Below are 12,413 nucleotides of genomic sequence, written 5' to 3' on the forward strand. Positions count from 1 at the left end.
ATATGGTCTTTGTCCCGTTAACGGCGCCTTAGGGCGCAGCGCCGTGAAAGGGGCGTCCCGGCAATAAGGGCCGGACCCTCAAAGCGGTATGCGTCCATGAAAAAACTTCTCTGTTCACTCTTCCTCCTGCTGGCGGCGGGTCAAGCCGTTGCGCAGGATGCGCCTTTGCTGCGGAATACGTTCTATGTCGGGACCGGCAATCAACGGCACGACGGCCCATCCGAAAGCGACAGCGCTCCTTTGTCGATCGGCCTGATGGGACAGGCCGCGAACAGCCGTCTGATCTTCGGCTTCGACATCGCCCGCGAAGGCACGAAGCTCGATTCGACATGGAACAAGAATGAAGACCTTACGTCAGGTGTGTCCTATAACCTTCTGATCGGAAGCAACATTTACGACAGCGGCCTCCTGCGGTCGGACGTCGCGTTGCTGATCGGCCTTCGGGAGACATCGGCGGATTGCCCCCGCTCCTATCTCGGCTTTCAGTGCTATGCGGATAGCGAGCCGGAGACCGAATACAAAGGCAACTTCGGCGCGCTCATCACCTTCGCCTATGATCGCTTCACCCTGGGTCTGCGCGCAACCGGTGAGAGCACGCAACTGGTGACGGGTATTCGTTTCTGAAGTCTTCGGAAATAATGGTGGGCCGTGACGGGTTCGAACCGCCGACATTTTCGGTGTAAACGAAACGCTCTACCAACTGAGCTAACGGCCCGCCACGCGCGGTTATACCCACGCGCGGCGAAGGTTCAAGGGGCTTCAGCAGTGAAAGAGCGACAGCCCGTCGGCGAAGAGGTGCACCTTGGCCGGATCCGCCGTCAGGCGTACGGTCTTGCGCCGCACTTCGCGGGCGATGCCCGGCAGCTTGGCGATGACGCCGGGCTGCTTCCCTTCGGCAACGAAGTAGAGCAGCGTCACCTCGCCAAGGGCCTCCACATAGTCGACCTGCCCCTCATAGATGAACTCCGTCTCGGTCGGCACGAAATCCTCGGGGCGCACGCCGATCTTCACCTCGCGGCCCATATCGCCGGCCTCGGTCGGGATGGCGCTGATGGCGCGGCCGCCGCCATGCAGGGCGACCTCGGTCCGCTCCCCCGTGGCGGTGATCTTGCCCGGCAAGAGGTTCATCGCTGGAGAGCCGATGAATTGCGCCACGAATTCGTTGCGCGGCGTCTCGTACAGCTCCAGCGGCGTGCCGACCTGACTGATCCCCTTATCGGCCAGCACCACGATGCGGGTCGCCAGCGTCATCGCCTCCACCTGATCGTGGGTGACGTAGATCATCGTGGCGTCCGGCATCCGCTCCTTCAACTGGGCGATCTCGATCCGGGTGGCCACGCGCAGCGCCGCATCGAGGTTCGAGAGAGGCTCGTCGAAGAGATACACCTTCGGATCGCGGACGATGGCCCGCCCGATGGCCACGCGCTGCCGCTGCCCGCCCGACAGCGCCTTCGGCAGACGGTCGAGATAGGGCGTCAGTTGAAGCGTGTCGGCCGCGGCCTCCACCTTGGCTTTCGCCTCCGCCTTCGGCACCTTCGCGATCTCAAGCGCGAAGGCCATGTTCTCCCGTACCGTCATATGCGGATAAAGCGCGTAGGATTGGAACACCATGGCGATGCCCCTCTGGGCGGGCGGCACGTCGTTCATCACCTGCCCGTCGATTTCAAGCGTGCCAGCAGTGATCTTCTCCAGCCCCGCGATCATGCGCAGTAGCGTGGATTTCCCGCAGCCCGACGGGCCGACGAAGACGATCAACTCCCCCTGCTGGATCTCCAGATCGATGCCCCGCAGCACCTTGGTGCCACCATAGGATTTCGCCACATCGGTCAGTTTAAGATTGGCCATGCTACCTCCTCAGCCGCCCTTGACCGAGCCTGCGAGCAGGCCCCGGACGAAATATCGTTGCAATGAAAAGAACACGATCAGCGGCACGATCATCGAGATGAAGGCCGCCGCCGTCAGAAGCTCCCAGTTGTTCCCGCGCGAGCCGAGAAGCTCCACGATGCGGCCCGTCATCACCATCTCGCTGTTGGACGTGCCGAGGAACACCTTGGCGACCAAGAGGTCGTTCCACGTCCACAGGAACTGAAAGATGCCGAACGCCGCCAGCGCCGGCAGACACAGCGGCAGGATGATCTTGCGGAAGATCTCGAAATCGGTGGCACCATCGACGCGCGCGCTCTCGATCACCTCGCGCGGCAGGCCGACCATGTAGTTGCGCAGCAGATAGATCGCGAGCGGCAGGCCGAAGCCGGTATGCGCCAGCCAGACCCCGATATAACCCCGGCCAAGCCCCACCGCGTTGTGCAATTGAAGCAGCGGGATCAGCGAGAGTTGCAGCGGCACGACCAGAAGCCCCACCACCGCCGCGATCAAAAGCGAGCGCCCCGGAAACGCCATCCATGACAGCGCATAGGCGGCATAGGCGGCAATCAGGATCGGGATCACGGTCGCCGGGATCGCCACCGTCAGCGTGTTGAGAAAGGCCCGGCCCATCCCATCCGCCGACAGTACGGTGCCGTAGTTGCCGGTCGTGAAATCGGGGGGTTGGGTGGAGGTCAGGAAAATCCGCAGCCCGCGTTCGGGCGGTGCGTCCGTGGCGGTATCCCCCTGCACCACCTGCGGCTCGGAAAAGGGTTGCGGCGCGGTCAGCTCATAGCTGCCATCGGCCTGCACAGTCAATTCGCCCACGGCCATGGGCGCGGTGTCCCCCGCGGCAAAGGCCGAGGGATCGACCGGAGAGGTGCCGAAGGCGATAATCTCGCCCCCCGCCGCGTCGTCGCCAAAGACGTTGCCCGACAGAACCCAAGTGCCGCCATTCTCCTCGGCGGTGTCCGGCAGACCGGTGCGCGCGGCCCAACGCTGTTCGGACGCGGTCAGCGCCGTCCACCAGCCCGATGTCTGAAGCTGCTCCCGGTCGCGGAACGAAGACACGAGAAGCCCGATGGTCGGGATCGTCCACAGCAGCACCAGGACGAGGACCGCGATGTTCAGCAGCCAGCGGAGACTGACATTCTTACCTGCGATGTTTTCCATCTCAGTCCTCCTCCTTCTGGGCGTTGCGGATGTTCCAGATCATGATCGGCAGCACGGCCACCATGATGACGATGGCAATCGTCGCCCCACGGTTGAAATCGCCCGCGCGGAAGGACCAGTCATACATCAGGTTCGCCAGCACCTGCGTGCCCCATTGGCCGTTGGTGATCGCGAACACGATGTCGAAGATCTTCAGGACCATGATGGTGATCGTGGTCCAGACCACGGCGATGGTGCCGTAGATCTGCGGTACCTGAATGCGCCAGAACACCTTCCACGGCGAAGCACCGTCGAGGATCGCGGCCTCGATCGTCTCGTCGGGGATGCCGCGCAGCGCGGCCGACAGCAGGACCATGGCAAAGCCCGCCTGCATCCAGACCATGATGATCATAAGGAAGAAGGTGTTGACGATCGGCAGCGTCAGCCACGCCTGCGGCTCTCCGCCAAGGGAGGTGACGACCGCGTTCAGAAGGCCGATCTGCGTTTGATCGCCCGCGCGGAATTCATAGATGAACTTCCAGATGACGGCGGCCCCGACGAAGCTGATGGCCATCGGCATGAAGATCAGCGACTTGGCAATCGTGCCCCATTTGATCGAATCCGTCAGCTGCGCCGCCACGAGGCCGACCAGCGTCGACAACGTCGGCACGAAGATCAGCCACAGCACATTGTTGAACAGGCTTTCACGGAACTTCGGGTCTTGAACCATCCAGATGTAATTCGCGAGGCCCGTGAACTCCCCATCCCGCGAAAGGGAGAGCCAAACCGAGGCGAACAGCGGATAGACCAGATAGACGCCGAGCAGCACGATGGCCGGCGCAAGGAAGATCCATGGACGGATCCGCGACGAGCGGCGCAGATTCTCAGGTCGGCCCCGGCGCGGCGGCAGCACACGGTCCAAGACCATGTTCGCGAGGTAGAAATAGGCAAGGCATCCGCCGACACCGATGACGATGGTCAGAAGTGCAAAGAGTATCTGTGTCATCTCCCCAACGCCTCCCACGTCGCTTCGATGGTTCCGGTCGCATCCTCGGCCGATTGGCCCGCTACGAAATCGACCATCGCCGTCCAGAAGGCCCCGGCGCCGATCGCACCCGGCATCAGATCCGAGGCGTCGAAGCGGAAGGTCGTCGCGTTGACCAGAATCTCACCCATGCCGCGCAGTGTCGGATCGCCATAAGCGTCGAGATTGGCCGTCGTCAGCGGTGTGAGGAAGCCAGTCTGCGACATCCAGATCTCGTGCGCGATGGGGGTGCGCAGGAATTCGAGGAACGCTTCGGCCACGGGGGTGTCATGCGCGATGGTGAAGGTCGTCCCCGCACCCAGCACCGGATCGCCGAGGTCCTTCGTCTCGAAGGGCGGCATGTAGAAGAAATCCACATCCGCGCCGAACTCCGTCCCAGTCGGGAAGAACGAGCCGATGAACGAGGCCTGATGCATCATCATGCAGCGCGGCGGGATGGAGAAGAGGCCCTGTGGGCTGTCGCGGTGATCGATCCAGCCGACCCCGCCCGCGCCGCCATCGACGAAACGGTCGGTCTTGGCGAACCAGCCGAACTCGTTCACGGCCTCCACGACGCGGGGATCGTCGAAGGGGATCTCATGGGCGACCCATTGGTCGTAGACCTCGGGCGGCTGGGTGCGCAGCATCAGATCCTCCACCCAATCGGTCGCGGGCCAGCCTGTGGCCGAACCGGAGCCGAGGGCGATGCACCACGGCGTCACGCCGTCATCGGCCATCCGCTCGGTCAGCGCCTTCAGCGCCTCCATCGTGCGGGGGATCTCGTAGCCAAGCGCTTTGAAATTCTCGGGGGAATAGAAGACGAGGCTTTTCACGTCGATCTTGTAGGGGAAGCCATAAACCGCCTCCTGACCGTCCGGCCCGGCAAAGGTCACGAGCTTCACCCAACTGTCGCCGGCGGCATAATTCTCGCGCAGCCAGTCGGCGGTATCGTCGGCCAAGGGCGTAAGCCGCCCCTGCCCGGCCAGTTGCCGCGCCAGACCCGGCTGGGGGAACACGGCGATGTCGGGGGGCGAACCCGAATTGACATCGATGACGATCTGCTGCTCGAAGCTGTCGGAACCGGCGTAATCCACGCGGGCGCCCGTAGCGGCTTCGAAATATTCGAACGTCCGGCGGAAGGTCACCTCATCCTCGGCCGTCCATGGGCCGGATATGGTGACGCTCTGCCCTTGCAGATCATGCGTCGCGGCAAAATCCTCGTAGGATTGCCAATTGAATCGCGGGTCTTCGCCCGGCTGATACAGAAGCTCTTGTGCCCCTGCGGCTGTGGCCATGACCGACAGAGCCACCGACAGGTGTACGCGCAAACGACCTCTCCTCCCTCGTTTCTTGTCAGACAAGTCTGACAATCACGAAACAGTTAGGTCGGTTCGCCTCGTGTTCAACAAATTGACACGAGGCATGGTATCCAGTGGTGGATGGTGGGCGATGAGGGATTTGAACCCCCGACATCTTCGATGTGAACGAAGCGCTCTACCACTGAGCTAATCGCCCGATGCCGGGGGTTTATCTTTACTCATCATCCTCCGCAAGAGTATTTTCAGAGGTTTTTTCGGCGTTGTTCGGGAAGCGCAATTTCAGCGTCAGGGGGCCGTCCTCTTCCTTGCGTTTGATCACGCGCAGCCGGCCCAGAGGCGGCAAGGCAAGGTCCGTCCCTTCCTTCAGATTCTCGGCGATATTGGTCAGAAGCGCCTCGACGATGGGCTTCACGACGCCCTTCTTCTGGCCCGTCTGTTCCACGATCCGGTCCAGCAGATCGGGGAGCTTCACGACGGTGACGGGATCGGCGGCCACTTCGGGCACGGTGGGTTCGACGGTTTCGACGGGTTCGGCAGCTTTCGCACTACGGGTCGTCTTGGTGGCCATGACAGTATCCCTCACTCTGTTGGAAGCCTGTCCATGCTAAGCACGAGCGCGCCGCAGGTTAAAGAAAAACGCGCCCGGAGGCGCGTTTTTCGGTCGTTTCAGTGCGCCGTCGGCTGATGCGGCTGCTGTTCGGCCAAGCGGCGGGCGGCGGCGGCCTCTTCGGCGGCCTCGTCCCATTCCACAGGCTCGGGCATGCGGACCAGCGCCTCGCGCAGAACCTCGCGCACATGGCTGACCGGAATGATCCGAAGGCCCTGCGTCACGTTCGCCGGAATTTCGGCCAGATCCTTCTCGTTCTCCTCGGGGATCAGCACCGTCTTGATGCCGCCGCGCAGAGCCGCGAGAAGCTTCTCCTTCAGGCCGCCGATGGGCAGCGCGTTGCCGCGCAGCGTCACCTCCCCCGTCATCGCGATGTCCTTGCGAACGGGAATGCCCGTCAGCACCGACACGATCGAGGTGACCATCGCAAGCCCCGCGCTCGGCCCATCCTTGGGCGTCGCGCCTTCCGGGACGTGGACGTGGATGTCCATCGCCTCGAACCGCGGCGGCTTCACGCCCAGCTCCGGCGCGATGGACCGCACATAGCTGGACGCCGCGTCGATCGATTCCTTCATGACATCGCCGAGCTTGCCCGTCGTCTTCATGCGGCCCTTGCCCGGCAAGCGCAGCGCTTCGATCTGAAGCAGTTCCCCCCCGACCGAGGTATAGGCCAGACCCGTAACGACGCCGACCTGATCCTCTTTCTCGGCCAGCCCGAACTTGTAGCGTTTCACACCAAGGAAATCGCCGACATTCGCCGCCGTCACCTCGATCGCGGTGGCCTTGCCCTTCACGATCTCCGTCACGGCCTTGCGGGCCAGTTTTGCGATCTCACGCTCGAGGTTCCGGACCCCGGCCTCGCGGGTGTAGGAGCGGATGACCTCCGTCAGCGCGTCGTCCGAGACCGAGAATTCGCCCTTCTTCAGGCCGTGATTCTGCACCTGCTTGTCCAGAAGGTGCGATTTGGCGATCTCGCGCTTCTCATCCTCGGTGTAACCGGCCAGCGGAATGATCTCCATCCGGTCCAGAAGCGGGCCCGGCATGTTGTAGGAGTTCGCCGTGGTCAGGAACATCACGTTCGACAGATCGTATTCCACCTCGAGATAGTGGTCGACGAAGCTGCCATTCTGCTCCGGGTCCAGCACCTCCAGCATCGCCGATGCCGGATCGCCGCGATAATCCTGCCCCATCTTGTCGATTTCATCGAGCAGGATGAGCGGGTTCGTGGTCTTGGCCTTCTTCAGCGCCTGAATGATCTTCCCGGGCATGGAGCCGATATAGGTCCGGCGGTGGCCGCGGATCTCGGATTCGTCGCGCACGCCGCCAAGGCTGATGCGGATGAACTCGCGCCCCGTCGCCTTCGCAACCGACTTGCCGAGAGAGGTCTTGCCCACACCCGGAGGGCCGACGAGGCACAGGATCGGCCCCTTCAGCTTGGTCGCGCGGGCCTGCACGGCAAGGTATTCGGTGATCCGTTCCTTGACCTTCTCCAGCCCGTGGTGATCGGCATCGAGGATCGCCTGCGCCTTGCCGATGTCTTTCTTGACCTTCGACTTCACGCCCCACGGCACGCCCAGAAGCCAGTCGAGATAGTTCCGCACGACGGTCGCCTCGGCGCTCATCGGGGACATCGATTTCAGCTTCTTGATCTCGGCATCCGCCTTCTCGCGGGCCTCTTTCGATAGCTTGGTCTTGGCGATGCGCGCTTCGAGTTCGGCGACCTCGTTCTGGCCGTCCTCGCCATCGCCGAGCTCCTTCTGAATGGCCTTCATCTGCTCATTCAGGTAATACTCGCGCTGCGTCTTCTCCATCTGGTTCTTGACGCGCGACTTGATGCGTTTCTCGACCTGAAGGACGCTCATCTCGCCCTGCATATGGCCGTAGATGCCTTCCAACCGCTCACCGATGTCCAGCGTTTCCAGAAGCGCCTGCTTCTGCGCGACATCGACCCCCAGATGGCCAGCCACCAGATCGGCCAGACGCGCCGGGTCGCGCGATTCGGACACCGCCGACAGCGCCTCTTCGGGGATGTTCTTCTTGATCTTGGCGTAGCGTTCGAATTCATCCGCGACGGCGCGCAGCATGGCGTCCACCGTTTCGGCATCGCCCGCGGTCTCTTCCATCGCCTCGGCGCGCGCCTCGAAGAAGCGGTCATTCTCGATGAAATCGGTGATGCGCACGCGCGTCTTGCCCTCGACCAGCACCTTCACGGTGCCATCGGGCAGTTTCAGCAGTTGCAGCACATTGGCCAAAACGCCCGTGCGGTAGATACCGTCATCGCCCGGATCGTCCACCGAAGGATCCATCTGCGCGGAAAGCAGGATCTGGCGATCCTCGGACATGACCTCTTCCAGCGCGCGAACCGATTTCTCCCGGCCCACGAACAGCGGCACGATCATGTGCGGAAACACCACGATGTCGCGCAGGGGCAACACGGGATAGCTCGGTGCAAGTGTCTCGTTCATCTCTGGTCCTTTCGCAAGAAGGCGCTGGCCCCGGTCATCGGCGACACCCGGCCCTCCCCGGATCTGAGCATCCTATCTGGTGATGCGCCCGGCCGGAGTCAACCGCTCCGCCGGGCGCCGGACCCCCGCCGTCAGTCCAGTTGGGCCAGCGTCGGATAGTCCGTATAGCCTTCCGCACCACCACCATAGAGCTTGTCCTTGGGCAGCGGGTTCAGCGGCGCATCCTGCGCCAGACGCTCCGCAAGGTCGGGGGTGGAGATGTAGGGCCGCCCGAAGGACACCATGTCGCCTTCGGCCGCGATCGCATCGGCGCGGTCGTGATAGCCGTTATTGGCGATATAGACGCCCTTATAGGCCGAACGCAGCGCCTCGATGCCGCCCTCGGGCCAGTCGCGCGGGCCGCCGGTCTGCCCCTCGACCACCTCGAGGAAGGCAAGGCCATGCGCGTTGATGACATCGATCACCTTGGCGAAGAGCGCCGCCGTATCGCTGTCGATGCCGACATTGTTGGCGTTCGACCACGGCGAGATGCGGATGCCGGTGCGGCCCGCACCCATGACCGAGACGACCGCCCCGATGATCTCGTCCAGCAGACGGACGCGATTCTCGATGGAGCCGCCATAGGCGTCGTCGCGATGGTTGGTGGTGTCGCGCAGGAACTGGTCGATCAGGTAGCCGTTCGCCGCGTGGATCTCCACCGCGTCGAAACCGGCGGCCTTGGCATTGGCCGCAGCCGTGCGCCAATCCTCGACGATGCGGGCGATCTCGTCCGTTTCCAGCGCACGGGGCACCGAGGTTTCGATCATGTTCGTGCCGTCGAAGGTCTTGCCATTGGCGCCGATCGCCGAGGGCGCAACGGGCGGCTTGCCATCCAGCAGCACTTCGTGGCTGATGCGGCCCACATGCCACAGCTGGATGGCGATCTTGCCACCGGCCGCATGGACGGCATCGGTCACGCGCTTCCAGCCGGTGACCTGCGCTTCGGAATAGATGCCCGGCGTCCACGCATAGCCCTTCCCTTCGGGAGAGATCTGCGAGCCTTCGGTGATGATGAGACCGGCACCGGCGCGCTGGCGGTAATACTCCTCCGCCAGATCGCTGGGCACGTCGCCATCGGGGTTCGCGCGGTTGCGCGTCAGCGGGGCCATCGCGATGCGGTTCTTCAGTTGAAGATCACCGACGGTGATGGGATCGAATAGATTGGCGGGCATGGTCGTCTCCTTACTAGAGAAGCGAAGATATGCCGACGGCGCGCCCGCACAAGTCACAGGATGTCGATATCGCCCTCGGCACGCGTGGCATGGAAATCGCGCACGAAAGCCGCAAGCGCCTCGGCAGCGATCGCATCGCGCAGCCCCTGCATCAATTCCTGATAGTAATGCAGGTTGTGCCATGTCAGCAGCATGGAGCCGATGATCTCCTGCGCGCGGATGACATGGTGCAGATAGCCGCGCGAATAGCTGCGGCAGGCCGGGCAGCCACATTCCTCATCCAGCGGGCGCGGATCGTCGGCATGGCGGGCGTTGCGCAGGTTCACGACGCCGCGGCGCGTGAAGGCCTGCCCCGTCCGCCCCGAGCGGGACGGAAGCACGCAGTCCATCATGTCGATCCCGCGTTCGACCGCGCCCACGATGTCGTCGGGCTTGCCGACCCCCATCAGATAGCGCGGCTTTTCCTCCGGCAGCATGTTGGGCGCGTAATCGAGGACATCGAACATCATCTTCTGCCCCTCGCCCACCGCAAGGCCGCCGACCGCGTAGCCGTCGAAATCGATGGCGCGCAGCTTCTCGGCGCTTTCGGCGCGCTGATCGGGGAAGACGCTGCCCTGCTGAATGCCGAACAGCGCATGGCCCGGACGATCGCCGAAGGCATCGCGCGAGCGCTGCGCCCACCGCATCGACAGCTCCATCGACTTCCGGGCCGTCTTCTCATCGGCCGGGAACGGCGTGCATTCGTCGAAGGCCATCACGATATCGGAGCCGAGCAGACGCTGGATCTCCATGCTGCGTTCGGGCGTCAGGTGATGGCTGGAGCCGTCGATATGGCTCTTGAAGCGCACCCCCTCCTCGGTCAGCTTGCGCAAAGCGGTCAGACTCATCACCTGAAAACCGCCGGAGTCGGTCAGGATCGGCCGCTCCCAGTTCATGAAGCGGTGCAGACCGCCCAGCCGGGCGATACGCTCGGCCGTAGGCCGCAGCATCAGGTGATAGGTGTTGCCGAGCAGAATATCCGCGCCGGTAGCACGGACATTTTCGGGCAGCATGGCCTTTACGGTTGCCGCCGTACCCACGGGCATGAAGGCCGGGGTGCGGATCTCCCCCCTCGGGGTGGAGATTACGCCCGTGCGCGCTTTGCCGTCGGTGGCGAGCCTGCGAAAACTGACTGTCATGCGCTTTCCTTTGCGCCAAAAACGCGTCTTTGGGAAGGGGGACGATGCGGCAGTGACACATCGCGCCGCGCCGCATGCACCCTCCCCCCACAGACAAATTGCGCAGATGTCGATTCAGCGCTACACGCGCAAGATCGACTTGTCCGTGCCGGACCACGCTCCGAATGGCAGCACCTTAGGGAGGAACATCGTTGCACTTCGAACCCACAGCAGGGGAGCTGCCAAAGCCGCGTCCCTTCTACACCCATCTCTACTTCCAGGTGATCGTCGCGATCATCCTCGGCATTCTGCTCGGACACTTCTATCCGACATTCGCCGCGCAGCTGAAACCGCTGGGCGACGCCTTCATCAAACTGGTGAAGATGATCATCGCGCCGGTGATCTTCCTGACCGTCTCCACCGGCATCGCCGGGATGAGCGACATGAAGAAGGTCGGCCGCGTCGCGGGCAAGGCGATGATCTACTTCCTCACCTTCTCCACGCTGGCGCTGATCATCGGCCTCGTGGTCGCGAACCTGTTGCATCCGGGTTCGGGGATGAACATCGATCCGGCCACGCTGGATACCGCCGCCGTCAACGACTACGCCGCCAAGGCGCATGAGACGACGGTCACCGGCTTCTTGATGAACATCATCCCGACGACGCTGGTCGGCGCCTTCGCGCAGGGCGACATCCTGCAGGTGCTGTTCATCTCGGTGCTGTTCGGCATCTCGCTCGCCATCGTCGGCGAGAAGGCGCGTCCGGTGACGGAGTTCCTGACCTCGCTGACCTTCCCGATCTTCAAACTGGTCGGCATCCTGATGAAGGCGGCTCCGATCGGTGCCTTCGGCGCGATGGCCTTCACCATCGGGCGCTACGGCCTCGAATCGGTGATCAACCTCGCCTTCCTCGTGCTGTGCTTCTACGCCACGGCCCTGCTCTTCGTCATCGTCGTGCTGGGAGCGGTCGCGCGCTACAACGGCTTCTCCATCTTCAAGCTGATCAAGTACATCAAGGAGGAACTCCTCCTCGTGCTCGGCACCTCCTCCTCCGAGGCGGCGCTGCCTTCGCTGCTGCAAAAGATGGAACGGGCGGGCGCGTCGCGTTCGGTCGTGGGCCTGGTCGTGCCGACCGGCTATTCGTTCAACCTCGACGGTACGAACATCTACATGACGCTGGCGGCGCTGTTCATCGCGCAGGCCACCAACACCGACCTGACCCTCGGTCAGGAGATCCTGCTGCTGCTGGTCGCGATGCTGTCCTCGAAGGGGGCTGCGGGCATCACGGGCGCTGGCTTCATCACGCTGGCCGCAACGCTGTCGGTCGTGCCGACCGTCCCGCTGGCGGGCATGGCGCTGATCCTCGGCGTGGACCGCTTCATGTCCGAATGCCGCGCCCTGACGAACTTCGTCGGCAACGCGGTCGCGACCCTCGTCGTCGCCCGCTGGGAAGGCGAGCTGGACATGGACAAGCTGCACGCCGCCCTGAACGGCGAGCCGGAGCCCGTCGCCACCATGACGCCCCCGCGGAACGTCATGCCGGGGCTGCAGGAACAACCGCTGACTTCGACCGACTGATATGGAAAAGCCGCCCGGAGGCGGCTTCTTCCACGGCA

10 protein-coding genes and 2 tRNA genes are annotated in these 12,413 nt (G+C 63.4%); 2 read left to right on the plus strand and 10 right to left on the minus strand.

Annotated features, from left to right (window positions below):
- Positions 1 to 96 precede the first annotated feature (96 nt).
- Entirely contained in the window at positions 97 to 624 is a 528-nt protein-coding gene (locus GR316_RS04365) for a hypothetical protein (RefSeq protein ID WP_211784819.1), read from the plus strand.
- Positions 625 to 639: 15 nt separating this feature from the next.
- Here the strand turns inward: GR316_RS04365 and GR316_RS04370 are convergent.
- The 10 genes from GR316_RS04370 to tgt form a co-directional block, all read right to left on the minus strand.
- A tRNA-Val gene (locus GR316_RS04370) sits at positions 640 to 715 on the minus strand.
- Between the two features lie 44 nt (positions 716 to 759).
- Positions 760 to 1,845 carry an ABC transporter ATP-binding protein gene (locus tag GR316_RS04375; RefSeq protein ID WP_211784820.1) on the minus strand — a complete coding sequence of 362 codons (1,086 nt, stop codon included), beginning with the start codon at positions 1,843 to 1,845 and terminating at the stop codon, positions 760 to 762.
- Between the two features lie 9 nt (positions 1,846 to 1,854).
- Complete coding sequence (locus tag GR316_RS04380; protein WP_211784821.1) at positions 1,855 to 3,036, minus strand: carbohydrate ABC transporter permease; 1,182 nt, start codon at positions 3,034 to 3,036, stop codon at positions 1,855 to 1,857.
- Position 3,037: 1 nt separating this feature from the next.
- On the minus strand, positions 3,038 to 4,021 hold the full coding sequence (locus tag GR316_RS04385; RefSeq protein WP_211784822.1) for a carbohydrate ABC transporter permease: 984 nt from the start codon (positions 4,019 to 4,021) through the stop codon (positions 3,038 to 3,040).
- On the minus strand, positions 4,018 to 5,334 hold the full coding sequence (locus GR316_RS04390; RefSeq protein ID WP_211784823.1) for an ABC transporter substrate-binding protein: 1,317 nt from the start codon (positions 5,332 to 5,334) through the stop codon (positions 4,018 to 4,020). Before GR316_RS04390 ends, GR316_RS04385 begins: the two co-directional genes overlap by 4 nt.
- Positions 5,335 to 5,479: 145 nt before the next feature.
- Positions 5,480 to 5,554, minus strand: a tRNA-Val gene (locus tag GR316_RS04395).
- Between the two features lie 18 nt (positions 5,555 to 5,572).
- A complete protein-coding gene (locus GR316_RS04400; protein ID WP_211784824.1) occupies positions 5,573 to 5,926 on the minus strand; it encodes an HU family DNA-binding protein in 354 nt (117 codons plus the stop codon).
- A 98-nt stretch (positions 5,927 to 6,024) separates the two neighbouring features.
- On the minus strand, positions 6,025 to 8,430 hold the full coding sequence (lon, locus tag GR316_RS04405) for an endopeptidase La (protein ID WP_211784825.1): 2,406 nt from the start codon (positions 8,428 to 8,430) through the stop codon (positions 6,025 to 6,027).
- Positions 8,431 to 8,561: 131 nt separating this feature from the next.
- A complete protein-coding gene (locus GR316_RS04410; RefSeq protein ID WP_211784826.1) occupies positions 8,562 to 9,641 on the minus strand; it encodes an alkene reductase in 1,080 nt (359 codons plus the stop codon).
- Between the two features lie 53 nt (positions 9,642 to 9,694).
- A complete protein-coding gene (tgt, locus tag GR316_RS04415; RefSeq protein WP_211784827.1) occupies positions 9,695 to 10,819 on the minus strand; it encodes a tRNA guanosine(34) transglycosylase Tgt in 1,125 nt (374 codons plus the stop codon).
- A 191-nt stretch (positions 10,820 to 11,010) separates the two neighbouring features.
- Between tgt and GR316_RS04420 the strand changes: the two genes are divergently transcribed.
- On the plus strand, positions 11,011 to 12,375 hold the full coding sequence (locus tag GR316_RS04420; RefSeq protein ID WP_305798379.1) for a dicarboxylate/amino acid:cation symporter: 1,365 nt from the start codon (positions 11,011 to 11,013) through the stop codon (positions 12,373 to 12,375).
- The last annotated feature ends 38 nt before the right edge of the window (positions 12,376 to 12,413 follow it).

Origin of the sequence: Falsirhodobacter algicola, from assembly GCF_018279165.1 — a bacterium.
GTDB classification, from domain to species: domain Bacteria; phylum Pseudomonadota; class Alphaproteobacteria; order Rhodobacterales; family Rhodobacteraceae; genus Falsirhodobacter; species Falsirhodobacter algicola.